Annotated in this window: 21 protein-coding genes; 14 read left to right on the top strand and 7 right to left on the bottom strand. The window is 72.0% G+C overall.

Going from position 1 to position 23858, the window contains the following annotated elements; all coding sequences use genetic code 11:
- Positions 1-3: 3 nt before the first annotated feature.
- On the bottom strand, positions 4-639 hold the full coding sequence (locus tag ACFZBT_RS19825) for a TIGR03085 family metal-binding protein (protein ID WP_391105093.1): 636 nt from the start codon (positions 637-639) through the stop codon (positions 4-6).
- A gap of 84 nt (positions 640-723) precedes the next feature.
- Between ACFZBT_RS19825 and hisI the strand changes: the two genes are divergently transcribed.
- From hisI to lgt, 11 genes are all read left to right on the top strand, one after another.
- Positions 724-1167 (top strand): phosphoribosyl-AMP cyclohydrolase, encoded by a 444-nt coding sequence (gene hisI / locus ACFZBT_RS19830; RefSeq protein WP_391105095.1) that lies wholly within the window; start codon positions 724-726, stop codon positions 1165-1167.
- Between the two features lie 11 nt (positions 1168-1178).
- A complete protein-coding gene (locus ACFZBT_RS19835; RefSeq protein ID WP_391105097.1) occupies positions 1179-2660 on the top strand; it encodes an anthranilate synthase component I in 1482 nt (493 codons plus the stop codon).
- A gap of 41 nt (positions 2661-2701) precedes the next feature.
- A complete protein-coding gene (locus ACFZBT_RS19840) occupies positions 2702-3343 on the top strand; it encodes a TIGR02234 family membrane protein (RefSeq protein WP_391105099.1) in 642 nt (213 codons plus the stop codon).
- Between the two features lie 122 nt (positions 3344-3465).
- A complete protein-coding gene (locus tag ACFZBT_RS19845) occupies positions 3466-3717 on the top strand; it encodes an HGxxPAAW family protein (RefSeq protein WP_391105101.1) in 252 nt (83 codons plus the stop codon).
- 82 nt (positions 3718-3799) lie between these two features.
- The gene (locus ACFZBT_RS19850) at positions 3800-4234 is read left to right on the top strand and encodes a DUF2752 domain-containing protein (RefSeq protein WP_391105103.1); all 435 of its coding nucleotides are present in this window, start codon (positions 3800-3802) and stop codon (positions 4232-4234) included.
- Positions 4235-4373: 139 nt separating this feature from the next.
- Positions 4374-5183, top strand: a complete 810-nt coding sequence (trpC, locus tag ACFZBT_RS19855; RefSeq protein ID WP_391105105.1) for an indole-3-glycerol phosphate synthase TrpC — start codon at positions 4374-4376, stop codon at positions 5181-5183.
- A gap of 21 nt (positions 5184-5204) precedes the next feature.
- Positions 5205-5426 (top strand): tryptophan biosynthesis modulator TrpM, encoded by a 222-nt coding sequence (trpM, locus tag ACFZBT_RS19860; RefSeq protein WP_391105107.1) that lies wholly within the window; start codon positions 5205-5207, stop codon positions 5424-5426.
- Positions 5427-5484: 58 nt separating this feature from the next.
- Complete coding sequence (gene trpB, locus ACFZBT_RS19865; protein WP_391105109.1) at positions 5485-6771, top strand: tryptophan synthase subunit beta; 1287 nt, start codon at positions 5485-5487, stop codon at positions 6769-6771.
- Entirely contained in the window at positions 6768-7586 is an 819-nt protein-coding gene (trpA, locus tag ACFZBT_RS19870) for a tryptophan synthase subunit alpha (protein ID WP_391105111.1), read from the top strand. Before trpB ends, trpA begins: the two co-directional genes overlap by 4 nt.
- Before the next feature lie 86 nt (positions 7587-7672).
- Positions 7673-8449 carry a thioredoxin domain-containing protein gene (locus tag ACFZBT_RS19875; RefSeq protein WP_391105113.1) on the top strand — a complete coding sequence of 259 codons (777 nt, stop codon included), beginning with the start codon at positions 7673-7675 and terminating at the stop codon, positions 8447-8449.
- A gap of 84 nt (positions 8450-8533) precedes the next feature.
- The gene (lgt, locus tag ACFZBT_RS19880) at positions 8534-9466 is read left to right on the top strand and encodes a prolipoprotein diacylglyceryl transferase (protein ID WP_391105115.1); all 933 of its coding nucleotides are present in this window, start codon (positions 8534-8536) and stop codon (positions 9464-9466) included.
- A 67-nt stretch (positions 9467-9533) separates the two neighbouring features.
- Here lgt and ACFZBT_RS19885 read toward each other — a convergent pair whose 3' ends face one another.
- Genes ACFZBT_RS19885 through ACFZBT_RS19910 form a run of 6 tightly spaced genes read right to left on the bottom strand, consistent with a single transcriptional unit; the run spans position 9534 to position 16430 of the window.
- Complete coding sequence (locus ACFZBT_RS19885) at positions 9534-10358, bottom strand: aldolase/citrate lyase family protein (RefSeq protein ID WP_391105117.1); 825 nt, start codon at positions 10356-10358, stop codon at positions 9534-9536.
- Positions 10355-11572 (bottom strand): CoA transferase, encoded by a 1218-nt coding sequence (locus ACFZBT_RS19890; RefSeq protein ID WP_391105119.1) that lies wholly within the window; start codon positions 11570-11572, stop codon positions 10355-10357. Before ACFZBT_RS19890 ends, ACFZBT_RS19885 begins: the two co-directional genes overlap by 4 nt.
- Positions 11569-13002, bottom strand: a complete 1434-nt coding sequence (locus ACFZBT_RS19895; RefSeq protein WP_391105121.1) for an ADP-ribosylglycohydrolase family protein — start codon at positions 13000-13002, stop codon at positions 11569-11571. The genes ACFZBT_RS19890 and ACFZBT_RS19895 overlap by 4 nt, the downstream gene beginning before the upstream one ends.
- Positions 12990-14159, bottom strand: a complete 1170-nt coding sequence (locus tag ACFZBT_RS19900) for an ADP-ribosylglycohydrolase family protein (protein ID WP_391105123.1) — start codon at positions 14157-14159, stop codon at positions 12990-12992. The genes ACFZBT_RS19895 and ACFZBT_RS19900 overlap by 13 nt, the downstream gene beginning before the upstream one ends.
- A gap of 7 nt (positions 14160-14166) precedes the next feature.
- Positions 14167-15417: an ADP-ribosylglycohydrolase family protein gene (locus ACFZBT_RS19905; protein WP_391105125.1), complete on the bottom strand. Its 1251-nt coding sequence runs from the start codon at positions 15415-15417 to the stop codon at positions 14167-14169.
- Entirely contained in the window at positions 15414-16430 is a 1017-nt protein-coding gene (locus ACFZBT_RS19910) for an ADP-ribosylglycohydrolase family protein (protein ID WP_391105127.1), read from the bottom strand. Before ACFZBT_RS19910 ends, ACFZBT_RS19905 begins: the two co-directional genes overlap by 4 nt.
- A 227-nt stretch (positions 16431-16657) precedes the next feature.
- On the opposite strand from ACFZBT_RS19910, the gene ACFZBT_RS19915 reads away from it, so the two are divergent.
- The 3 genes from ACFZBT_RS19915 (at position 16658) to ACFZBT_RS19925 (ending at position 23828) form a co-directional block, all read left to right on the top strand.
- Positions 16658-17389: a VIT1/CCC1 transporter family protein gene (locus tag ACFZBT_RS19915; protein WP_391105129.1), complete on the top strand. Its 732-nt coding sequence runs from the start codon at positions 16658-16660 to the stop codon at positions 17387-17389.
- Positions 17390-17773: 384 nt separating this feature from the next.
- A complete protein-coding gene (gene gltB / locus ACFZBT_RS19920; RefSeq protein ID WP_391105327.1) occupies positions 17774-22372 on the top strand; it encodes a glutamate synthase large subunit in 4599 nt (1532 codons plus the stop codon).
- Positions 22365-23828, top strand: coding sequence for a glutamate synthase small subunit (locus ACFZBT_RS19925; RefSeq protein ID WP_391105131.1), 1464 nt, complete (start codon positions 22365-22367; stop codon positions 23826-23828). Before gltB ends, ACFZBT_RS19925 begins: the two co-directional genes overlap by 8 nt.
- The last annotated feature ends 30 nt before the right edge of the window (positions 23829-23858 follow it).

Here is a 23858-nt window from a genome sequence, read left to right on the forward strand (position 1 = left end):
GCCTCAGATCCCCAGCTGCTTCGTCTCGTGCAGCCTCGCGATCGCGTCCTCGTCGCCGTCCAGATCGACCTTGGCCGCGCTCTGCCGGCCGTAGGAGAACAGGACCAGCTCGGACGGCTCGCCGGTCACCGTGACCACCGGGGTGCCGCGCTGGGCGACCGTCGTCTGGCCGTCGGGGCGGCGCAGGACCAGGCCCGTCGGGACACCGCGGCCCATCAGCCGGGCGGTGCGCTCCAGACGGGACCACAGGGCGTCCTGGAAGACCGCGTCGAGCTCGCGCGTCGACCAGTCGGGCTGGGCACGCCGGACGTCCTCCGCGTGGACGTAGAACTCGATGATGTTCGACATCTCGTCGACCGGCTTGAGGGAGAAGGGCGAGAAGCGCGGCGGGCCCGTACGGATCAGCTGGATCAGCTCCTCGTACGGCTTGCCGGTGTACTCGGCCATCACCCGGTCCAGGCGCGACGCGAGCTGCTTGATCAGTATCCCGCCGGCGGCGTCGGGACGGCGCTCGCGCACCACCACGTGCGCGGCGAGGTCCCGGGTCGTCCAGCCCTCGCACAGGGTGGGCGCGTCCGGGCCCGCGGTCTCCAACAGATCGGCGAGGAGAAGTCGTTCACGCTTGGCATGGGTCGACATGCGGCCCAGCCTACGACCGCCCCGACGGTCCGCCCAGTGGACACTCCACCGGGCCTGTCAGTGGCGCCCGGCACAATGGACCACATGACCAGCTCGCCCGCCCGTCGCCCGGCCACCGCCCCTCAAGGAGGCGCTTCGCGCCACAGTGCTCCATCCAGCCGCCTCGACCCGGAGATCGCCGCGCGCCTCAAGCGCAGCGCCGACGGCCTCCTGCCCGCCATCGCCCAGCAGTACGACACCGGAGAGGTGCTGATGCTCGGCTGGATGGACGACGAGGCACTGCATCGCACCCTGACCACCGGCCGCTGCACCTACTGGTCCCGCAGCCGCCAGGAGTACTGGGTCAAGGGCGACACCTCCGGCCACTTCCAGTGGGTCAGGTCCGTCGCCCTGGACTGCGACGCCGACACCGTGCTCGTCAAGGTCGACCAGGTCGGCGCCGCCTGCCACACCGGAGCCCGCACCTGCTTCGACGAGGACGTACTGCTGAAGGACGGCGGTTCGGACGCCGCCGCCGCGGATCAGTAAGGTCAGCCGCCATGGACCTCGAGACGTTCCGCAAGCTCGCCACCGACCGGCGGGTCATCCCGGTCACCCGCAAGCTCCTCGCCGATGGCGACACCCCGGTCGCGCTCTACCGCAAGCTCGCCGCCGAGCGCCCCGGTACCTTCCTGCTGGAGTCCGCCGAGAACGGCCGCTCCTGGTCCCGGTACTCCTTCGTCGGCGTCCGCAGCGCCGGCGCCCTCACCACGCGTGACGGGCAGGCGCACTGGCTCGGCACCCCGCCGGTCGGCGTCCCCACCGACGGCGACCCGCTCGCCGCCCTGCGCGCCACCATCGAGGTCCTGCACACCCCGCACCAGGAGGGCATGCCGCCCTTCACCGGCGGCATGGTCGGCTACCTCGGCTACGACATCGTCCGCCGCCTGGAGAAGATCGGCCCCGGCGAGCGCGACGACCTGAAGCTGCCCGAGCTGACCATGCTCCTCACCAGCGACCTCGCCGTCATGGACCACTGGGAGGGCTCGGTCCTGCTGATCGCCAACGCGATCAACCACAACGACCTCGACACCGGCGTCGACGAGGCGTACGCGGACGCGATCGCCCGCCTCGACGCCATGGAGGCGGACCTCTCGCGCGCGGTGGCCCAGCCCCCCGCCGTCCTGCCGCCCTCCGAGACCCCCGAGTACTCGGCGCTCTGGGGCGGCCCCGACTTCCAGGGGGCCGTCGAGGACATCAAGGAGCGCATCCGGGCCGGCGAGGCCTTCCAGGTCGTCCCCTCCCAGCGCTTCGAGACGCCGTGCACCGCGAGCGCGCTGGACGTCTACCGGGTCCTGCGGACCACCAACCCGTCGCCCTACATGTACCTCTTCCGCTTCGACGGGTTCGACGTCGTCGGCTCGTCCCCCGAGGCCCTGGTCAAGGTCGAGGACGGGCGGGCCATGGTCCACCCCATCGCCGGAACCCGCTGGCGCGGCGCCACCCCGCAGGAGGACCAGGCCCTCGCCGACGAACTCCTCGCCGACCCCAAGGAGCGCGCCGAGCACCTCATGCTCGTCGACCTGGGCCGCAACGACCTGGGGCGGGTCTGCGAGCCCGGCTCGGTCGAGGTCGTCGACTTCATGTCCGTCGAGCGGTACTCGCACGTCATGCACATCGTCTCGACGGTGACGGGCCGCGTCGCCCCGGGTCGCACCGCCTTCGACGTCCTCACCGCCTGCTTCCCGGCCGGCACCCTCTCCGGCGCCCCGAAGCCCCGCGCCATGCAGATCATCGACGAACTCGAACCCTCCCGGCGCGGGCTGTACGGCGGCTGCGTCGGCTATCTCGACTTCGCGGGCGACTCCGACACCGCCATCGCCATCCGCACGGCCCTTCTCCGCGACGGCACCGCCTACGTCCAGGCGGGCGCGGGCATCGTCGCCGACTCCGACCCGGTCGCCGAGGACACCGAGTGCCGCAACAAGGCGGCGGCGGTCCTGCGGGCCGTCCACACGGCGAACCGGCTGGGAAAGGCCTGAGATGAACCCCGGGTGACGGTTCGCCCGGGGTTCAGGCGATAGTGGGGTACGTGACTGCCGTACCGCACCCACGTTCCCAAGCCTCCGGATCCGCCCGGGCCGGCCGCCTGAGCCTCGCCGTCGCCCTGCTGTGCGGCGCGCTCGGCGCGGCCGTGGCGCTGCTCGCCACCCGGCAGAACTGGTCGGAGGGCACCACGACGGTGGCCGGTGGCGCCTTCCCCCTGACCGCCACCGGCAGCGACGTCACCGGCGTCCCCGCGGCTCTCGCCGTAGTGGGCCTCGCCGCGCTCGTCGCCGTCTTCGCCGTCCGCCGGAGCGGCCGCGTCGTCGTGGCCGCCCTGCTGGCGCTCTCCGGCGCGGGCACCGTCGCCGCCGCCCTGCTCGGCGCCTCCGACAGCTCCGCACTCGACGAGAAGGCCGCCGAGGTCTCCGGCGACACCTCCGCCTCCGTCGCGGCCCTCAGCCACACCGCCTGGCCCTACGTCGCGGCCGTCGGGGGTGTCCTGCTCCTGCTGGCCGGACTCCTCGCCCTGCGCTACGGCCGGCTGTGGCCCGCGATGTCCGGCCGCTACGAGCGGGACGGCACGCCCCGGCCGCGCCGCAAGGCCCCCGCCGTCGACCCCGACCGGCCCGAGGACCTGTGGAAGGCACTCGACCGGGGCGAGGACCCGACCGGGGCGTAGCACCGCACGGGGCGGGCACGTGGAAGCGGAGGGAGCACCCCCGCTCACCGGACGCGCGCCCGTGCGGGACAATGGGCGCGAGCGTCCTGCTCAGACACGTACACAGCAACGAGGAGCAAGCAATGGCGGGCAGCAGCCACGGTCACACCCCGGCCGCCTGGACCGGTGTCACGATCGCCTTCATCGGTTTCTGCGTCGCGGGCGCGTTCATGGTGTTGGACCAGCCGCTGGGCTTCTGGGCGGGCATGGTCGTCGTGCTGCTCGGCGGTGTCGTCGGCATGGCCATGCGGGCGATGGGCATGGGCCAGCCCAAGGAACTGCACCAGCCGCACGCCATGACGGGCGACCGCGAGCCGGCGAGCGCCGGGAGCTGAATCCCGGAAACACCGCGTTGTCGCGTGCGGGGCGGCCGGCACTCGGATGCCGGGACCGCCCCTCACGCGCGTGCGGGGCACAATGCGTAACGTGAACACCGACAGCCGAAGGGTGACGCCCGGCGTCCCGGGCCGCCTGGCCGCCCCCGCCGGGGTGCTCGCGGCCGTCGCCGCCGCCTTCGCCTACGTGGGCACCGTGGACCCCAACGAACCCGGCCACTACCCCGTCTGCCCGCTGCTGCGCCACACCGGCCTGTACTGCCCCGGCTGCGGCGGACTGCGCAGCGCGCACGCCTTCGTCCACGGCGACCTCGCTGCGGCGCTCCAGGACAACGCGCTCGCCGTCCTCGGCTATCTGGGCTTCGCCGTACTGTGGACCGTATGGGTGGTCCACGCGGTCCGCGGGCGCCCCCTGCGGATCGAACCCCGGCCGGCACAGGTGTGGAGCCTCGGCGCGTTGCTGCTGGTCTTCAGCGTTGTCCGGAACCTGCCCTTCGGTGGCTGGCTCCACCCTTGATCCATGGGTTGACGTCCAGGTAGTGGGACCGGCGTCAACCGGATGCGGGGGCTACGCCCCGCTGCGGATACCATCGCAGTGACCATCGGTTTTCGACTGGTCGCTGGAACTGTCAACCGTCTGGAAGGGGGCCGCTCGCGTGAGTGTGCTCGACGAGATCATCGACGGAGTCCGTGCCGACCTCGCGGAGCGGCAGGCGCGCGTCAGCCTCGACGAGCTCAAGGAGCGCGCGGCGAAGGCTCCAGCGGCCAAGGACGGCGCGGCGGCGCTGCGCGGCGACGGCGTCAAGGTCATCTGCGAGGTCAAGCGCTCCAGCCCGTCCAAGGGCGCGCTGGCCGCGATCGCCGACCCGGCCGGGCTCGCCGCGGACTACGAGGCGGGCGGCGCGGCCGTCATCTCGGTCCTCACGGAACAGCGGCGCTTCGGCGGCTCGCTCGCCGACCTCGAGGCGGTCCGCGCCCGTGTCGACATCCCGGTCCTGCGCAAGGACTTCGTCGTCACGTCGTACCAGCTCTGGGAGGCCCGGGCCTACGGTGCCGACGTCGTCCTGCTGATCGTCGCGGCCCTCGACCAGCCCGCCCTGGAGTCCCTCATCGAGCGTGCCGAGTCCATCGGGCTCACCCCCCTCGTCGAGGTGCACGACGAGGACGAGGTCGAGCGGGCGGTCGACGCGGGTGCCCGCGTGATCGGCGTCAACGCGCGCAACCTCAAGACCCTCGAGGTCGACCGCGGCACCTTCGAGCGCGTGGCCCCCGAGATCCCCGACCACATCATCAAGATCGCCGAGTCCGGCGTCCGCGGCCCGCACGACCTCATCGCCTACGCCAACGCCGGCGCCGACGCGGTCCTGGTCGGCGAGTCCCTCGTCACCGGCAAGGACCCCAAGACGGCGGTCTCCGACCTGGTGGCGGCGGGCGAACACCCGGCACTCCGGCACGGCCGGAGCTGATCACCCGCTAGGCTTGCCCCGATGACTCCCACCCTGACGACCGTGGACCGGTACGCCCGCCTCGCGCGCGGCTGCCGCCCCCGCGGCTGCCGCGCCCCGGCCCGCCGGGTCCACGGCCGCCGCGTGCGCTACGTCATCGGTGACGAGCCGGGCCAGGTGAATGGCATGCGATGGCAGCAGCGCCCTGTTTCTGGGGGCGCGGGGAACTGCGCGAACGGCCACAGCGGGCCCGCAGCCGACTGAGACCCTTGCCCCCACGGCGAATAGTGCACACCCACACACTCACCGTGAAGGTTTCCGCATGCCCAGCCAGTTCTTCATCCCCGACCCCGAGGGTCAAACCCCCAGCCCCGAAGGCTACTTCGGGGCGTTCGGCGGCAAGTTCATCCCCGAGGCCCTCGTCGCCGCAGTCGACGAAGTGGCCGTCGAGTACGACAAGGCCAAGCACGACCCCGAGTTCGCCAAGGAACTCGACGACCTCCTGGTCAACTACACCGGCCGCCCCTCGGCGCTCACGGAGGTGCCCCGGTTCGCCGAGCACGCCGGCGGCGCCCGGATCTTCCTGAAGCGGGAAGACCTCAACCACACCGGCTCCCACAAGATCAACAACGTGCTCGGCCAGGCTCTGCTCACCAAGCGCATGGGCAAGACCCGCGTCATCGCCGAGACCGGCGCCGGCCAGCACGGCGTCGCCACGGCCACCGCCTGCGCGCTCTTCGGCCTCGACTGCACGATCTACATGGGCGAGATCGACACCCAGCGCCAGGCCCTCAACGTCGCCCGCATGCGCATGCTCGGCGCCGAGGTCATCGCCGTGAAGTCCGGCAGCCGCACGCTGAAGGACGCCATCAACGAGGCCTTCCGCGACTGGGTCGCCAACGTCGACCACACGCACTACCTCTTCGGTACGGTCGCCGGCCCGCACCCCTTCCCGGCCATGGTCCGCGACTTCCACCGCGTCATCGGCGTCGAGACCCGCCGCCAGCTCCTGGAGCGCGCCGGGCGCCTCCCCGACGCGGCCGTCGCCTGCGTCGGCGGCGGCTCCAACGCCATCGGCCTCTTCCACGCGTTCATCCCGGACGCGGACGTACGCCTCATCGGCTGCGAACCGGCGGGCCACGGCGTCGAGACCGGTGAGCACGCGGCCACCCTCACCGCCGGCGAGCCCGGCATCCTGCACGGCTCGCGCTCGTACGTCCTCCAGGACGAGGAGGGCCAGATCACCGAGCCGTACTCGATCTCGGCCGGTCTGGACTACCCGGGCATCGGCCCCGAGCACTCCTACCTCAAGGACTCCGGCCGCGGCGAGTACCGCGCGGTCACGGACGACGCGGCCATGCAGGCCCTGCGTCTGCTGTCCCGCACCGAGGGCATCATCCCGGCCATCGAGAGCGCCCACGCGCTGGCCGGTGCCCTGGAGGTCGGCAAGGAGCTGGGCAAGGACGGGCTGATCGTGGTCAACCTGTCCGGCCGCGGCGACAAGGACATGGACACCGCCGCCCGCTACTTCGGCCTCTACGACACCGACGCCGAGGTCGCCGCCGACGCGGACACCGACACCGCCGAGATCGAGGGGGACGCCAAGTGAGCGGCAACATCCAGCTGTTGACGGACACGCTCGCCACGGCGAAGTCCGAAGGGCGTTCCGCCCTCATCGCCTACCTCCCGGCCGGGTTCCCGACCGTGGACGGCGGTATCGAGGCCATCAAGGCGGTCATCGACGGCGGCGCCGACGTCGTCGAGGTGGGCCTGCCGCACAGCGACCCCGTCCTCGACGGCCCCGTCATCCAGACCGCCGACGACATCGCCCTGCGCGGCGGCGTCAAGATCGCCGACGTGATGCGCACCGTCCGCGAGGCCCACCGGGCCACCGGCAAGCCCATCCTGGTCATGACGTACTGGAACCCCATCGACCGCTACGGCGTCGAGCGCTTCACCGCCGAGCTCGCCGAGGCGGGCGGCGCCGGGTGCATCCTGCCCGACCTGCCCGTGCAGGAGTCGGCGCTGTGGAGGGAGCACGCTCAGAAGCACGGGCTCGCCACGGTCTTCGTCGTCGCGCCCAGCAGCAAGGACGAGCGGCTCGCGGACATCACCGCCGCGGGCAGCGGCTTCGTCTACGCCGCCTCCCTCATGGGCGTCACCGGCACCCGCGCGACCGTCAGCTCGCAGGCCGAGAACCTGGTGGAACGCACCCGCGCCACCGGCACCGGCCTGCCGGTCTGCGTGGGGCTCGGCGTCTCCAACGCCACCCAGGCGGCCGAGGTCGCCCGCTTCGCCGACGGCGTGATCGTCGGCTCGGCGTTCGTCAAGGCCATGCTGGACGCGCCGGACGACGCGGCCGGTGTCGAGGCCGTCCGCGCGCTCGCCGGCGACCTCGCGAAGGGTGTGCGCCGACAGGCGTAAGAAACCGGGAAGTCATACCGGTCCCTCGTACGGGTGGTCCTGGGGCCGGGGAGGCGCGGTGCGCCTCCCCGGTTCGTTTCCGGGGTGTGAGCGAGAAGAACCGTGAGGGAAAGCGCACCGCCCGGGAGAAGCTGGCGGTCGAGCGCGAGAAGCAGAAGTCCGCGGACAAGCGCCGGCGCGCGCTGATCGTGGGCGGGGCCGTCGTCGCCGTCCTGGGTCTCGCGGCGGTGATCGGCGTTGTCGCCGCCAACGCCGGCAAGGAGGACGAGAGCGAGGCGTCGGGCCCGGTCGTGGCTCCCTCGGGAGCGCAGGGCAAGGACGGTCTCGCCATCCCGGTCGGCAAGGACAGCGCCAAGTCCACGCTCACGGTGTGGGAGGACTTCCGCTGCCCGGCCTGCAAGTCCTTCGAGACGACGTACCGGCCGGTGATCCACGAGCTGACGAAGGCCGGCGAGCTGAAGGTGGACTACCACCTGGTCACCCTCATCGACGGCAACATGGGCGGCACCGGCTCCCGCAACGCGGCCAACGCCGCGGCCTGCGCCCAGGACGCCGGGAAGTACCCCGCGTACCACGACGTGCTCTTCGACAACCAGCCCCCCGAGGTCGAGGACACCTACGCCGACAACGACAAGCTGATCGAACTGGCCGGCAAGGTCGACGGCCTGGACACCCCCGCCTTCCGCACGTGCGTGCAGGACGGCACGCACAAGGGCTGGGTCGCCAAGTCCCACCAGGCCTTCAACAAGGGCGGCTTCTCGGGCACGCCGACCGTGCTGTTCAAGGGCGAGAACGTCTACCAGGACCGGGCGATGACCCCGGCGAAGCTGAAGCAGATGGTGCTGGAGGCGAACAAGGGGTAAAGGCTTTTCTCACGCCCCCGTTATGGACCCGTAGCCGGGCTGCCTGCCGTGGGCCCGGTGCGGCAGGGTAGCGTCGACCTTGCCATGGAACTTGCCTTCATTCCCAGCCCGTCGCGCGGGGTGCTGTACCTCGGCCCCGTCCCGCTGCGCGGCTACGCGTTCTGCATCATCATCGGCGTCTTCGTTGCCGTCTGGCTCGGCAACAAGCGCTGGGTCGCCCGGGGCGGGCGGTCCGGCACGGTGGCCGACATCGCGGTCTGGGCCGTGCCCTTCGGCTTGGTCGGCGGCCGGCTCTACCACGTGATCACGGACTACGAGCTGTACTTCAGCGAGGGCCGTGACTGGGTGGACGCCTTCAAGATCTGGGAGGGCGGTCTCGGCATCTGGGGCGCGATCGCGCTGGGCGCGCTGGGCGCGTGGATCGGCTGCCGCCGCCGGGGCATCCCGATGCCGGCCTACGCCGACGCCGTCGCCCCGGGCATCGCCCTCGCGCAGGCCATCGGCCGCTGGGGCAACTGGTTCAACCAGGAGCTGTACGGCAAGCCGACCGATCTGCCGTGGGCCCTGGAGATCACGTCCTCGGCGGACGGGCGGGTGCCGGGCACCTACCACCCGACGTTCCTGTACGAGTCGCTGTGGTGCATCGGCGTCGCGGTCCTCGTCATCTGGGCCGACCGCCGCTTCCGGCTCGGACACGGGCGGGCGTTCGCGCTGTACGTCGCCGCGTACTGCGCGGGGCGCGGGTGGATCGAGTACATGCGCGTCGACGACGCCCACCACATCCTCGGCCTCCGGCTGAACGTGTGGACCGCGATCCTGGTGTTCCTGCTCGCGGTCGCCTACCTGGTGATCTCGGCGAAGAAGAGCCCTGGCCGGGAAGAGGTCGTGGAGCCCGGTGCGGAGGCCTCCGGCGGTGAGGCCGCCAAGGGGGAGAAGGCCGGTGACGGCGCCGACGAGGACGGCGAGGCCAAGGACGACGAGGCCAAGGACGGGGCCGGGTCGGCGAAGAAGACCTGACCGTCCGCCGTACGTGTATGTGTGACCGAGGGCGCCCGGAGATATGTCCGGGCGCCCTCGGTGTGTCTCAGCGGCGGCGGGCCAGGGACAGGGTGCGCTGGGCCGCCGTCACCACCGCCGCGTCGACGAAGCAGCCGTCCGGGAGGGCCTGGGCGCCCTGCTGTGCCGCCGCCGCCTTGAGGATCGTCTCCGCGTGTTCGATCTCCGCCTCGGTGGGCAGATACGCACGCTCGATGACCGGCAGCTGACGGGGGTGGATCGCGGCGCGGCCCAGGAAGCCCAGGGCGCGGCCGTGGGCGCAGGAGGCGGCCAGGCCGGCCAGGTCGCGGACGTCCGGGTGGACCGACTGCGCCGGCGGGGGCAGGCCTGCCGCCCGGGCGGCCACGATCACCCGGGAGCGGGACCAGTCGAGCCCCGCGTCGTCCCGTACGCCCAGGTCGGCCCGCAGGTCCGCCTCCCCGAGCGCGATGCCCCGCAGGGACGGATGGGCGGCGGCGACGGCGTATGCCTGTTCCACACCGAGGGCCGTCTCCAGGAGGGCGTACAGGGGCAGCCCCGGGGGGACCGCGCGCTCGGCGATCCGGACCACCTCGGCGGGTGAGGTGATCTTGGGGAGCCGCAGGGCGCAGAGACCGGGCGCGCGGGCCACGGCCGCCATGTCCGCGGCGGCCCAAGGGGTGTCCAGGGCGTTGACGCGGACGTGGACCGGGATCGGCGGCAGGTCGCCGAGCAGCTCGGCGGTGGCGGCGCGGGCGTAGGCCTTGCGGTCCGGGGCGACCGCGTCCTCCAGGTCGACGACGACGATGTCGGCGCCGGAGGCGAGGGCCTTCGCCACCACGTGCGGGCGGTCTCCCGAGGCGTACAGCCAGGTGAGCGGATACGCCGCCGTCACAGGGCGCCCTCCGCGCGCAGCGCCCTGAGGTCGGCCGGGGTGAGGCCCAGCTCGGTCAGGACCTCGTCCGTGTCGGCGCCGTGCGGGCGGCCGGCCCAGCGGATCGCGCCGGGCGTGGCGGAGAGGCGGAAGAGGACGTTCTGCATGCGCAGGGGGCCGAGTTCCGGGTCGTCGACGGTGGTGATGGTGTTCAGGGCCTGGTACTGCGGGTCCGCCATCACGTCCCGGATGTCCTGGACCGGCGCCACCGCCGCCTCCGCCTTCTCGAAGGCCGCCAGGACGTCCGTGCGGGTGCGCGCCGCGATCCAGGAGCCGACCGCCTCGTCCAGGACGTCTGCGTGGCGGGCGCGGTCGGCGCCCGTGGCGAACCACGGCTCGTCGATCAGTTCCGGTCTGCCCACCAGGTGCATCACGCGTTCCGCGACCGACTGGGCCGACGCCGAGACGGCGACCCAGGCGCCGTCCGCGGTGCGGTAGACGCCGCGCGGGGCGTTGTTGGGGGAGCGGTTGCCGGTGCGGGGCTGGACGTGGCCGAGCTGGTCGTACCAGAGGGGCTGGGGGCCCAGGGCGGCCAGGATCGGTTCGATCAGGGCCAGGTCGACGACCTGGCCCTCGCCGGTGCGCTCGCGTGCCGCCAGCGCCGTCATCACCGCGTACGCCGTCGTCAGGCCCGCGATGGAGTCGGCCAGGCCGAACGGCGGCAGGGTCGGGGGCGCGTCCGGTTCGCCGGTGATCGCGGCGAAGCCGCTCATCGCCTCGGCGAGGGTGCCGAAGCCGGGGCGGTGCGCGTAGGGGCCGAACTGGCCGAACGCGGTGACCCGGGCCAGGACCAGACGCGGGTTGACGGCCGACAGCTCCGGCCAGCCCAGATCCCATTTCTCCAGAGTGCCGGGGCGGAAGTTCTCGACGACCACGTCGGCGGTGGCGGCGAGGCGCAGGAGGGTGGCGCGGCCACCGGGCTTCGACAGGTCCAGGGTGATGGTGCGCTTGTTGCGGCCGAGCGTCTTCCACCACAGGCCGAAGCCGTCCTTCGACGGGCCGTGGCCGCGGGAGGGGTCCGGTTTCGACGGGTGCTCGACCTTGACGACCTCGGCGCCGAAATCGCCGAGCAGGGTGGCGGCGAGCGGGCCGGCGAAGAGGGTGGCGAGGTCGAGGACGCGGAGGCCGGTGAGCGGGGCGGGCATGGGCGCGGTCGTGGTCGTGGCAGCGGTCATGGGTGGTGGGTCTCCCGGTGCGTGAGGTGGGCGAGTGCGTCGAAGCCGATGCCGTCGAAGTCGCCGATGGATGTGGCGAGACGGTTCTTCAACGGGGCCGTCCAGCGGTCGGGGAGGGCCGCCGGGTGTCCGGCCAGCAGGCCGGCGACGCTGCCGGCCGTCGCGCCGTTGGAGTCGGTGTCCCAACCGCCGCTCACGGCACGGCAGACGGAGCCGGGGAAGTCGCCGTTCGCGTGGGTGAGGGCGGCGGCGATGAGGGCCGTGTTGGGGACGGCGTGGACCCAGTGGTACGTGGGGGAGTGGGCGGCGTGGAGTTCGTCGACGACCGTGTCGAAGTCCGCTTGCTCGTGGGCCAGTTGGATGGCGCGGCGGACGGCCTGGGCCAGGCGGGAGCGTGGCGGGACGACGGCCAGGCCGGTGCGGAGGCAGGTGTGGATGTCGTGTTCGCCTGTCGCCGCCGTCGCGATGGCGGCCGCCGTGAACATCGCCGCGTAGACGCCGTTGGCGGTGTGGGTGAGGGTGGCGTCGCGGTGGGCCCGTTCGGCGGCGGCGGCCGGGTCGCCGGGGTTGGTCCAGCCGTGCACGTCGGCGCGGATCAGGGCGCCGATCCATTCGCGGAACGGGTTGCGGTGGCGGGCGGTGTGCGGGGGTTCCAGGCCGGAGAGGAGGTTGCGGTAGGCGACGCGCTCGGCGGTGAAGGTGCGGCCGGCGGGGAGTTCGTCGAGCCAGGTGCGGGCCACGTCCGTGGTGGTGAAGCTGCTGCCGTGGCGTTGGAGGACGAGGAGGTTGAGGAGGGGGTAGTTGAGGTCGTCGTCCTCGGGCATGCCGTCGATGTTCTCGGCGAGGGAGGTTGTCGCCGAGCGGCGGTTCCAGGGGTGCTGCTTGAGGAGGTCTGCGGGGACGCCCTTGGCTGTGAAGTAGGTGGTGAGGGGCCAGTTGCCTGTTGAGCGGGCCAACTGGCGGATGGCTTCCAGGGGGAGTTTCTCGACTGGTTTGCCCAGGAGGCAGCCGGCGGCTCGGCCCAGCCAGGCGGCTTCGAGGTGCTGCGGCGTGGTAGTGGGGGTGGGGGTTGGGTCGCTCGCCCGCGCTGGCGGGGTGCCGCCTGCGCCCACCCGTGCCGCCCCAGCGGCACGACTGCCCGCAGGCTCAGGCCAGTTGGCGCAGGCCGACCTGATCTCCTCCAGGTCCGTTGGCTCGTCGTCCGTCAGGGTGCTCGGCAGGTCCGCCAGTTCGTCCAGGAGGTCTTTCGCCAACTGGCGGAGGTAGCGGGATGCCGGGGTCGGGGACGCGCCTGCTGTGAGTGGCGCCTCCGGGCCGCCTGCCGCTTTCCAGCGGGCCGCGATCGCCTTCGGTTCGCGGCCGTCCTGCGATGCCTGGCGGAGTTCGTGGCCGATCAGGTCCTCCGGCTGGACCCAGGTCAGTCGGAGCATTCCGGGCCTCCGAGGGAGGCGAAGGCCTGTTCGTGGGTGCGGCGGCGGGACACGTCCCGGGCGAAGATCTCGCGGGTGACGGCCGTGAGGGTCGTGGCCGGTTCCCAGAGGTCCAGGCGGCTGGCCTCCGCGACCGTCTTGGACCAGTCCTCGGGGATCGGCGAGCCGAGCGCGCCGGCCATGGCCCCCGCCATCGTGGCGATGGAGTCGCAGTCACGGCCGTAGTTCACCGAGCCGAGGACCGCGTGGCGGTAGTCGCCCTGGGCCACGAGCAACATGCCCAGGGCTACGGGGAGTTCCTCGATCGCGTGCAGACGGGAGGGGCGGCGGGCGCCGAGGGAGGGGGACCGGTAGTCGGGGCCCACCGTGTCGTAGGGGGCCACCGCCTCGCGCAGGGGGCGCAGCGCCGACTCGAAGTCCGTGTGCCGGGAGGCCTCCTCGCAGACCCGTTCGATGGCGGTGCGGGTGCCGTCCTTCGCGAGGGAGAGGCATGTCGTGACGACCGAGTCCGGGGTCGCCCCGGGCGTGCACGACGCCGCGACCGCCGCGGCCAGGACGCCGGCCGCCTCACGGCCGTACGACGACTGGTGCGCGCCCGCGATGTCGAGGGCCTCGGCGTAGGCGGCACGGGGGTCGGCCGCGTTGACCAGGCCGACCGGGGCCATGTACATCGCCGCCCCGCAGTTGACGATGTTGCCGGTGCCGGCCTCGCGCGGGTCGGCATGGCCGTAGTGGATCCTCGCCACCAGCCATTTCTCGGCCAGGAAGATCCGTTGGAGGGGGAGGGCCTCGGTCTCCAGTTCCGGGATCCAGCGGGGCTCGGTCATCAGGTCGGGGACGAGGTGGTCGGCGACCGCGTAGGCGTCGAGGTGGTCGCGGACGCGGGCGTAGACACGGACCAGGGCGTGGGTCATCAAGGTGTCGTCGGTGACGTGGCCGTCGCCCTTGTGGTACGGGGCGAGCGGGCGTGCCGTGCGCCAGGCGTCGCCGTGCCAGGGGCCGACGACGCCGTGGACGCGGCCGCCGTGGCGTTCGACGATCTGCTCGGGGGAGTAGCCCTCGACCGGGCCGCCGAGGGCGTCGCCGACGGCGGCTCCCACCAGGGCACCGGTGATCCGCTCGTCCAGTGGGGCGTTTTGGTGTGGTTTGGGCTTCATGGCCGCATCATCCACCTGGGCGGGCCGGTTGGGCGGCTTCCAGGAGTTCGGCGAGTTCTACGAGGTCGATGCCGGTGAGGCGGGGCAGGACGCAGCCCGAGAGGGTGCGGCAGGTCTCCCGCCAGGAGGCCGGGATCGAGGCGCCGCCGCCCAGCGCGCCGGTGAGGGCGCCCGCCAGGGCCGGGGCTGAGTCCGCGACCCGGGACAGACAGGCCGCCGCCGGGACCGCCTCCGCGATGCGGCCGCGGGCTGCGGTGGCCAGGGCGAGGGCGACCGGGACCGTTTCGGCGGCGGCGATGCCGTAGCTGTAGACGTGGTCGACGATCTGGTGTTCCAGGGGCGGGACCAGGGCGAAGGCGCTGTCCGCGGTGGCGGCGAGGCGGAGGGCATGGCGGGCGTTGCGGCCGATCTCCGTCTCCTCGGGGAGTTCGGTGAGGGCGGCCGTGACGCAGGCGTCGACGTTCGCGCCGGCCAGGGCGAGAGCGAGGGCCGCCGCCATCGCGCGGGCGCCGTGCACACCGTCGCCGTCCTGGGTGTAGCGGGCGTCGAACTCGGCGAGGGCGGCGGCACGTACGGGGTCGCCGGGGTGGGCCATGGCCAGGACGCAGGCGCGTACACAGGCCGCGTCGTCGAAGTAGTGCGGGTTGTCGTGGCCGGTGGCGGGTGGTCGCAGGCCGGTGGCGAGGTTGCCGAGGCCGGCGCGGACGGAGATGCGGGCGCGCAGGGGGAGGACGGCGGACTCGATCTCGGGGGCGCGGTCCGTCGCGGCGGCGACCTCGGCGGCGAGGGCGTTCCAGGTGAGGTCGATGGCGGCTCGGGTGCGGCGTTCGCGGCTGAGGTCGTTCAGGACGGTGTCGTCGCCTGCGCGGAGGAGGGCCTCCGCGGCGAAGGCCCCCCATTCCGCGTCGTCCGAGGGGCCGAGGCGGAGGGGTTCGGGGGGTTGGTTCAGGGCGATGGGGACGGGGAGGGTGGTGGTGGCGTTGTGTTCGGCGAAGGTGTCCAGTTCGCGGGTGAGGCGGCGGGTCCAGTCGGGCATGCGGGCGGCTCTGTGGCGGGCGGCGGGCCAGCCGGCGGCGTCTCCGGCGGCGAGTCCCAGCAGGAGGCCTTCGGCCTTCTTGTCTCCCGCCCGCGCACCGCCCGTAACTGTCACCCGAGGGGTCCTGGTCTCCCGTGGGGCGCAGTCGCCGTCGGCGGCCACGAGCGGTGGCCCCTGCGGGTGCTTCTCGCCGTCGGCGGCTGACGGTGCCAGTGGGGTCATGTCAGTACCTCCGTCTCGCTGTCCGCTGTCAGGAGGTCCGCCACGTCCCGTACGTGGTAGCCCGCCATCGCCGGGAGGCACCGGCCGCGGACCGGGCCGATGGGGGTGGCCCAGGCTTCTGGGATGGACGAGACGCCCCGCGTCGCACCCGCCAGGGCGCCCGCCACCGCCGCCGTCGTGTCCGCGTCGCGGCCCATGTTCACCGCGGTCAGGACGGACTGTTCGAAGTCGCCGTCGGCCGCCGCGTACGCGCCGAAGGCGAGGGCGACCGCCTCGGGGGCCAGATCGGTCCAGGGATAGCCGCCGATGACGACGGCGGAGCGGACCGCCCGTTCGCCGCGGTGGGCCACCGCCACCGCGCGGCGCAGACAGCGGGCCGTCCACGAGTCGTCGGGCACGACCGCGAGGGCGGCGGCCACCACCGCGATCGCCGGAGCGCCCGCCATCGCCGCCGCCACCCCCGCCGCCACCGCCTGGCCGCCGTAGATGCCCTCGCCGTCGTGGCTCACCGAGCCGTCGATCGCCACCAGGCGGGCCGCTTCCGCCGGGCGGCCCGCCGCGAACACCCCGAAGGGGGCCGCGCGCATGGCAAGGCCGTCGCTCCAGGCGTGCCGGTGCTGGGCGGAGATCGGGGCGGCAAGTCCTCGCCGGAGGTTCTCAAGCGTGCCGCGTTCGCTGAAGCCGGCGCCCCGGAAGGGTCCCTCGTCGCGGTCGGCGATCCATTCGTGCCAGGCCGCCTCCACATGTGCCGGGGTGAGCGCGGAGCCGTGCCGGGCCAGGAGGAGGCCCGAGAAGATCGCGTACTCGGTGTCGTCCGTGCCGGACGGGTTATCAGTGACGTAGCCGGTGATGCGGCCCCACCGGGCGCGGATCTCGGACGGCTTCATGTTCTCGGCCGGGGCTCCGAGGGCGTCACCGACGGCCAGGCCCAGCAGCGCGCCTCGTGCCCGTGCGCGGAGTTCGGCGGCGTCCCCGGGCGCCGGGACGGAGGGGATGCAGGCGATCGATGCCATACGGCATGTGTCCCACTCCGGCGACCGCCCCGAGCCTCGGGAGCCGCAGCATCACCCGGTCGACATCTGCGCAGAGCCGTGATCAAGTGAGCGGAAAAGGGTAAAACCGCAGGTTAGCCCAGCCTTTCCTTGCTGGCGGCGCCGGAATTCACGGCGTATTTTGTTTGTTGTAAAAATCTGGAACTCGTCCAAAGACGCCGTTGAAGCAAGGAAATCGGGGATCTTTCATGGCCATCATCGAGACCGAGGCGACGCTGCACGAGGCGCACCGGGACAACCACACGCACCGGGACGTGAACGGCGGCTGGCTGCGTCCCGCGGTGTTCGGCGCGATGGACGGCCTCGTCTCCAACCTGGCCCTGATGACCGGCGTCGCGGGCGGGTCCGTGAGTCAGCAGACCGTGGTCCTCACCGGACTCGCGGGTCTGGCCGCCGGCGCCTTCTCCATGGCCGCCGGCGAGTACACCTCCGTCGCCTCGCAGCGCGAGCTCGTCGAGGCCGAGCTGGACGTGGAGCGGCGCGAGCTGCGCAAGCACCCGAAGGACGAGGAGGCCGAGCTCGCCTCGCTCTACGAGGGGAGGGGAGTCGAGCCGGAGCTGGCCCGGGAGGTCGCCCGGCAGCTGTCGAAGGATCCCGAGCAGGCGCTGGAGATCCACGCCCGGGAGGAGCTGGGCATCGACCCCGGCGATCTGCCCTCGCCCACCGTCGCCGCGGTGTCGAGCTTCGGCTCCTTCGCGCTGGGCGCGCTGGTCCCCGTACTGCCGTATCTGCTGGGTGCGAGCACCCTGTGGCCCGCCGTGCTCCTGGCGCTGCTGGGGCTTTTCCTGTGCGGCGCGGTGGTGGCCAAGGTGACGGCCCGCACCTGGTGGTACAGCGGGCTGCGGCAGCTGCTCCTGGGAGGCGCGGCGGCCGGTGTGACGTACGCCCTGGGCGCTCTGTTCGGAACGGCCGTAGGATAGTTCGGCTCGGACTTATGCATGGGACCGTATAAGTAGCCGTTACTCGCTGGTTTCGGATGTGCAACCACGGGGCATGAGCCGTAAGCGCTGCGGGCAATGACGCTCGCCGCGCACCCCCAGCGGGATGGGCGAAGGCGCCTGTTCCCGCCGTCGGGCCCGACGGGCATCGATCTCACCCGGTCGTTCCGTACTGGCCCCCATAGCTTCCACCGTCGGCGCGGAACCCCTGCCGCGCACCCGCGGTGTCCGCATGTTGGAACGGATTATCCCGCTTCCCGAGAACCGCTCCATCATGTAACCTGCACGAAATTTTGCGATCACGCAGAGGGCCAACGTCGTCCCTCGGCACTTTGCATATGCCACATGACGACGACGGGAGAGCCGATGCGTACGCCGCGCCAGCCGTCCCAGCACTCCGCGAATGGCCAGAACTGGTCGTTCATGGATGCTCGCCCTGCTGCGCAGGGTATGTACGACCCCCGCAACGAGCACGACGCCTGCGGCGTCGGCTTCGTCGCCACCCTCACAGGCGAGGCGTCCCACACGCTGGTCGAGCAGGCTCTGACCGTCCTGCGCAACCTCGAACACCGCGGTGCCACCGGCTCCGAGCCCGACTCCGGCGACGGCGCCGGCATCCTGTCGCAGGTTCCGGACGCCTTCTTCCGTGACGTGGCCGGATTCGAGCTGCCCGAGGCCGGCGGATACGCCGTCGGTATCGCCTTCCTGCCGGAGGACTCCACCGCCGACGCCGTCTCGAAGATCGAGACGATCGCGTCCGAAGAGGGCCTCACCGTGCTCGGCTGGCGCGAGGTGCCGGTCGCTCCCCAGCTGCTGGGCGCCACCGCCCGGTCGACCATGCCGGTCTTCCGCCAGATCTTCGTCTCGGACGGTTCCTCGACGGACATCGCCCTGGACCGCAAGGCGTTCGTGCTGCGCAAGCGCGCCGAGCGCGAGGCCGGCGTGTACTTCCCGTCGCTGTCCGCGCGGACCATCGTCTACAAGGGCATGCTGACCACCGGCCAGCTGGAGCCCTTCTTCCCGGACCTGTCCGACCGCCGGTTCGCCTCCGCGGTCGCGCTCGTGCACTCCCGGTTCTCGACGAACACGTTCCCGTCGTGGCCGCTGGCCCACCCGTACCGCTTCGTCGCGCACAACGGTGAGATCAACACCGTCAAGGGCAACCGCAACTGGATGGTCGCCCGCGAGTCGCAGCTGGTCTCCGACCTGTTCGGGTCCGACGACAAGGCCCTCGAGCGGATCTTCCCGGTCTGTACGCCGGACGCCTCCGACTCCGCCTCCTTCGACGAGGTCCTCGAACTCCTGCACCTGGGCGGCCGTTCCCTGCCGCACTCCGTGCTGATGATGATCCCGGAGGCGTGGGAGAACCACGACTCCATGGACCCGGCCCGGCGCGCCTTCTACCAGTACCACTCCACGATGATGGAGCCCTGGGACGGCCCGGCCTGTGTCACCTTCACCGACGGCACCCAGGTCGGCGCGGTCCTCGACCGCAACGGCCTGCGCCCCGGCCGCTACTGGGTCACCGACGACGGCCTCGTCGTCCTCGGCTCCGAGGTCGGCGTCCTGGACATCGACCCGGCCAAGGTCGTCCGCAAGGGCCGCCTCCAGCCCGGCCGCATGTTCCTCGTCGACACCGCCGAGCACCGCATCATCGAGGACGACGAGATCAAGGCCGAGCTCGCCGCCGAGAACCCGTACGCGGAGTGGCTGGAGGCCGGCGAGATCGAGCTGGGCGACCTGCCCGAGCGCGAGCACATCGTCCACACCCACGCCTCGGTCACCCGCCGCCAGCAGACCTTCGGCTACACCGAGGAGGAACTGCGCGTCCTCCTCGCGCCGATGGCCAAGGCCGGCGCCGAGCCGATCGGCTCGATGGGCACCGACTCGCCGATCGCGGCGCTCTCGGACCGCCCGCGGCTGCTCTTCGACTACTTCACCCAGCTGTTCGCGCAGGTCACCAACCCGCCGCTGGACGCGATCCGTGAGGAGCTCGTCACCTCGCTGCGCTCCGCGCTGGGCCCGCAGGGCAACCTGCTCGACCCGAACGCGGCCTCCTGCCGCAGCGTCGTGCTGCCCTTCCCGGTGATCGACAACGACGAGCTGGCCAAGCTCATCCACATCAACGCCGACGGCGACATGCCCGGCTTCAAGGCCGCGACGCTGTCCGGCCTGTACCGGGTGCACGGCGGCGGTGACGCGCTGGCCGCGCGCATCGAGGAGATCTGCGCCGAGGCCGACGCCGCCATAGAGAACGGCGCCCGCCTCATCGTCCTGTCGGACCGCCACTCGGACGCCGAGCACGCGCCGATCCCGTCGCTGCTGCTCACCGCGGCCGTCCACCACCACCTCATCCGCACCAAGCAGCGCACCCAGGTGGGCCTGCTGGTCGAGGCCGGTGACGTCCGCGAGGTCCACCACGTCGCCCTGCTCATCGGCTACGGCGCCGCCGCCGTCAACCCCTACCTGGCGATGGAGTCCGTCGAGGACCTGGTCCGCGCCGGCACCTTCCTGCCCGGCATCGAGGCCGAGAAGGCCATCCGCAACCTCATCTACGCCCTCGGCAAGGGCGTGCTGAAGGTCATGTCCAAGATGGGCATCTCGACCGTCGCCTCCTACCGCGGCGCTCAGGTCTTCGAGGCCGTCGGCCTGGACGAGACCTTCGTCGAGAAGTACTTCAACGGCACCGCCACCAAGATCGGCGGCGTCGGCATCGACGTCGTCGCCAAGGAGGTCGCCGCCCGCCACGCCAAGGCCTACCCGGCCTCCGGCATCGCCCCGGCGCACCGCGCGCTGGAGATAGGCGGCGAGTACCAGTGGCGCCGCGAGGGCGAGCCGCACCTGTTCGACCCGGACACGGTCTTCCGCCTCCAGCACTCCACGCGCGCCGGCCGCTACGACATCTTCAAGAAGTACACCGAGCGCGTGAACGAGCAGTCCGAGCGGCTGATGACGCTGCGCGGCCTGTTCGGCTTCAAGTCGGGCCGCGAGCCGATCTCCATCGACGAGGTCGAGCCGGTCTCCGAGATCGTCAAGCGGTTCTCCACGGGCGCCATGTCGTACGGCTCCATCTCCCAGGAGGCGCACGAGACCCTCGCCATCGCCATGAACCAGCTGGGCGGCAAGTCCAACACCGGTGAGGGCGGCGAGGACCCGGAGCGGCTGTACGACCCGGCCCGCCGGTCGTCCATCAAGCAGGTCGCCTCCGGCCGCTTCGGTGTGACCTCCGAGTACCTGGTCAACGCGGACGACATCCAGATCAAGATGGCCCAGGGCGCCAAGCCCGGCGAGGGCGGCCAGCTGCCCGGCCACAAGGTCTACCCGTGGGTCGCCAAGACGCGGCACTCGACGCCGGGCGTCGGCCTCATCTCGCCGCCCCCGCACCACGACATCTACTCCATCGAGGACCTGGCCCAGCTGATCCACGACCTGAAGAACGCGAACCCGCAGGCGCGGATTCACGTCAAGCTGGTCTCGGAGGTCGGCGTCGGCACGGTCGCCGCGGGTGTCTCCAAGGCACACGCGGACGTCGTCCTGATCTCCGGCCACGACGGTGGTACGGGTGCCTCGCCGCTGACGTCGCTCAAGCACGCCGGCGGTCCCTGGGAGCTCGGCCTCGCCGAGACCCAGCAGACGCTGCTGCTCAACGGCCTGCGCGACCGCATCGTCGTGCAGACCGACGGCCAGCTCAAGACCGGCCGCGACGTGGTGATCGCCGCGCTGCTCGGCGCCGAGGAGTTCGGTTTCGCGACCGCGCCGCTCGTCGTCTCCGGCTGCGTCATGATGCGCGTCTGCCACCTGGACACCTGCCCGGTCGGCATCGCCACGCAGAACCCGACGCTGCGCGAGCGGTACACCGGCAAGGCCGAGTACGTCGTGAACTTCTTCAAGTACATCGCCGAAGAGGTCCGCGAGATCCTCGCCGAGCTGGGCTTCCGCTCCATCGAGGAGGCCGTCGGCCACGCCGAGGCCCTCGACGTCACCCGCGCCGTCGACCACTGGAAGGCGCAGGGCCTGGACCTGGAGCCGCTGTTCCACGTGCCCGAGCTGCCCGAGGGCGCGGTCCGCCACCAGCTCATCGCCCAGGACCACGGTCTGGAGAAGGCGCTCGACAACCAGCTGATCAAGCTGGCCGCCGATGCCCTGTCCGCCTCGGACGCCACCGAGGCCCAGCCGGTCCGCGCCCAGGTGCAGATCCGCAACATCAACCGCACGGTCGGCACCATGCTCGGCCACGAGGTGACGAAGAAGTTCGGCGGCGCGGGCCTGCCCGAGGACACCGTCGACATCACCTTCACCGGTTCCGCCGGCCAGTCCTTCGGCGCGTTCGTGCCGCGCGGTGTCACGCTGCGCCTGGAGGGCGACGCCAACGACTACGTCGGCAAGGGCCTCTCCGGCGGCCGGGTGATCGTCCGCCCGGACCGGGGCGCCGACCACCTCGCCGAGTACTCGACGATCGCGGGCAACACCATCGCCTACGGCGCGACCGGCGGCGAGCTGTTCCTGCGCGGTCGCACCGGCGAGCGGTTCTGCGTCCGCAACTCCGGCGCGACGGTCGTCTCCGAGGGCGTGGGCGACCACGGCTGCGAGTACATGACCGGCGGTCACGCGGTGGTCCTCGGCGAGACGGGACGCAACTTCGCGGCCGGCATGTCCGGCGGCATCGCGTACGTCATCGACCTGGACCGCGACAACGTCAACGCCGGCAACGTGGACGCCGTGGAGCCGCTGGACGACACCGACAAGCAGTGGCTGCACGACGTGGTCCGCCGCCACCAGGAGGAGACGGGCTCGACCGTCGCCGAGAAGCTCCTGGCCGAGTGGGACACCGCCGTCGAGCGCTTCAGCAGGATCATCCCCAGCACGTACAAGGCAGTGCTCGCCGCCAAGGACGCCGCCGAGCGAGCCGGTCTCTCCGAGACCGAGACCCACGAGAAGATGATGGAGGCGGCGATCAATGGCTGACCCGAAGGGCTTTCTGAACCACGGCCGCGAGGTCGCCAAGTCCCGCCCGGTCGAGGAGCGCCTCAAGGACTGGAACGAGGTCTACGTCCCCGGCTCCCTGCTGCCCATCATCAGCAAGCAGGCCAGCCGCTGCATGGACTGCGGCATCCCGTTCTGCCACAACGGCTGTCCGCTGGGGAACCTCATCCCCGAGTGGAACGACTACGCCTACCGCGAGGACTGGGCCGCCGCCTCGGAGCGGCTGCACGCGACGAACAACTTCCCGGAGTTCACGGGCCGGCTGTGCCCCGCTCCCTGTGAGTCGGCGTGTGTGCTCGGCATCAACCAGCCGGCCGTCACCATCAAGAACGTCGAGGTCTCGATCATCGACAAGGCGTGGGAGACCGGTGACGTCGCCCCGCAGGCGCCCGAGCGCCTCTCGGGCAAGACGGTCGCGGTCATCGGCTCGGGCCCGGCCGGTCTGGCCGCCGCGCAGCAGCTGACCCGGGCCGGCCACACCGTCGCCGTCTACGAGCGCGCGGACCGCATCGGAGGCCTCCTCCGCTACGGCATCCCCGAGTTCAAGATGGAGAAGCGGCACATCAACCGCCGTATGGAGCAGATGCGCGCGGAGGGCACCCGCTTCCGCACGGGCATCGAGATCGGCCGCGATCTGAAGGCGACGGACTTGAAGAAGCGCTACGACGCGGTCGTCCTGGCCGTCGGCGCGACCACGGCCCGTGATCTGCCGGTGCCCGGCCGCGAGCTCAAGGGCATCCACCAGGCCATGGAGTACCTGCCCCTGTCCAACAAGGTCCAGGAGGGCGACTTCGTGGCGCCCCCCATCACGGCCGAGGGCAAGCACGTCGTGGTCATCGGCGGCGGCGACACCGGCGCTGACTGCGTGGGCACCGCCCACCGCCAGGGCGCGGCCTCCGTCACGCAGCTGGAGATCATGCCCCGCCCGGGCGAGGAGCGGAACGCGGCCACGCAGCCGTGGCCGACCTTCCCCATGCTGTACAAGGTCACCTCGGCCCACGAGGAGGGCGGCGACCGCGTCTACTCGGTGTCGACGACCCACTTCGAGGGCGACGAGGACGGCAACGTCCAGTGGCTGCACCTCACCGAGGTGGAGTTCATCGACGGCAAGCTGACCCCGAAGCCGGGCTCCGAGCGCAAGATCCCCGCCCAGCTGGTCACCCTCGCCATGGGCTTCACCGGCACCGACCGGGACAACGGCCTCGTGGACCAGTTCGGCCTGGACCTCGACGAGCGCGGCAACATCGCCCGCGACGGCGACTACCAGACCAACGTGCCGGGCGTGTTCGTCGCCGGTGACGCGGGCCGCGGCCAGTCGCTCATCGTCTGGGCGATCGCGGAGGGCCGCTCGGCCGCGCGCGGGGTGGACCGCCACCTCACGGGCGCCAGCGAGCTGCCCGCTCCGATCCGCCCGACGGACCGTGCGCTGATGGTCTGACGCGCGCGACCCAAGTACGTCCCGCACAAA

The organism is Streptomyces sp. NPDC008137 (genome assembly GCF_042957035.1).
In the GTDB taxonomy this organism is placed as follows: domain Bacteria; phylum Actinomycetota; class Actinomycetes; order Streptomycetales; family Streptomycetaceae; genus Streptomyces.

Coding starts and splice junctions, on each gene's coding strand:
- ACFZBT_RS19825 (WP_391105093.1), bottom strand. CDS start 639: ATGTCGACCCATGCCAAGCGTGAACGACTTCTCCTCGCCGATCTGTTG.
- hisI (WP_391105095.1), top strand. CDS start 724: ATGACCAGCTCGCCCGCCCGTCGCCCGGCCACCGCCCCTCAAGGAGGC.
- ACFZBT_RS19835 (WP_391105097.1), top strand. CDS start 1,179: ATGGACCTCGAGACGTTCCGCAAGCTCGCCACCGACCGGCGGGTCATC.
- ACFZBT_RS19845 (WP_391105101.1), top strand. CDS start 3,466: ATGGCGGGCAGCAGCCACGGTCACACCCCGGCCGCCTGGACCGGTGTC.
- ACFZBT_RS19850 (WP_391105103.1), top strand. CDS start 3,800: ATGCGTAACGTGAACACCGACAGCCGAAGGGTGACGCCCGGCGTCCCG.
- trpM (WP_391105107.1), top strand. CDS start 5,205: ATGACTCCCACCCTGACGACCGTGGACCGGTACGCCCGCCTCGCGCGC.
- trpB (WP_391105109.1), top strand. CDS start 5,485: ATGCCCAGCCAGTTCTTCATCCCCGACCCCGAGGGTCAAACCCCCAGC.
- lgt (WP_391105115.1), top strand. CDS start 8,534: ATGGAACTTGCCTTCATTCCCAGCCCGTCGCGCGGGGTGCTGTACCTC.
- ACFZBT_RS19890 (WP_391105119.1), bottom strand. CDS start 11,572: ATGACCGCTGCCACGACCACGACCGCGCCCATGCCCGCCCCGCTCACC.
- ACFZBT_RS19895 (WP_391105121.1), bottom strand. CDS start 13,002: ATGCTCCGACTGACCTGGGTCCAGCCGGAGGACCTGATCGGCCACGAA.
- ACFZBT_RS19900 (WP_391105123.1), bottom strand. CDS start 14,159: ATGAAGCCCAAACCACACCAAAACGCCCCACTGGACGAGCGGATCACC.
- ACFZBT_RS19905 (WP_391105125.1), bottom strand. CDS start 15,417: ATGACCCCACTGGCACCGTCAGCCGCCGACGGCGAGAAGCACCCGCAG.
- ACFZBT_RS19910 (WP_391105127.1), bottom strand. CDS start 16,430: ATGGCATCGATCGCCTGCATCCCCTCCGTCCCGGCGCCCGGGGACGCC.
- ACFZBT_RS19915 (WP_391105129.1), top strand. CDS start 16,658: ATGGCCATCATCGAGACCGAGGCGACGCTGCACGAGGCGCACCGGGAC.
- gltB (WP_391105327.1), top strand. CDS start 17,774: ATGCGTACGCCGCGCCAGCCGTCCCAGCACTCCGCGAATGGCCAGAAC.
- ACFZBT_RS19925 (WP_391105131.1), top strand. CDS start 22,365: ATGGCTGACCCGAAGGGCTTTCTGAACCACGGCCGCGAGGTCGCCAAG.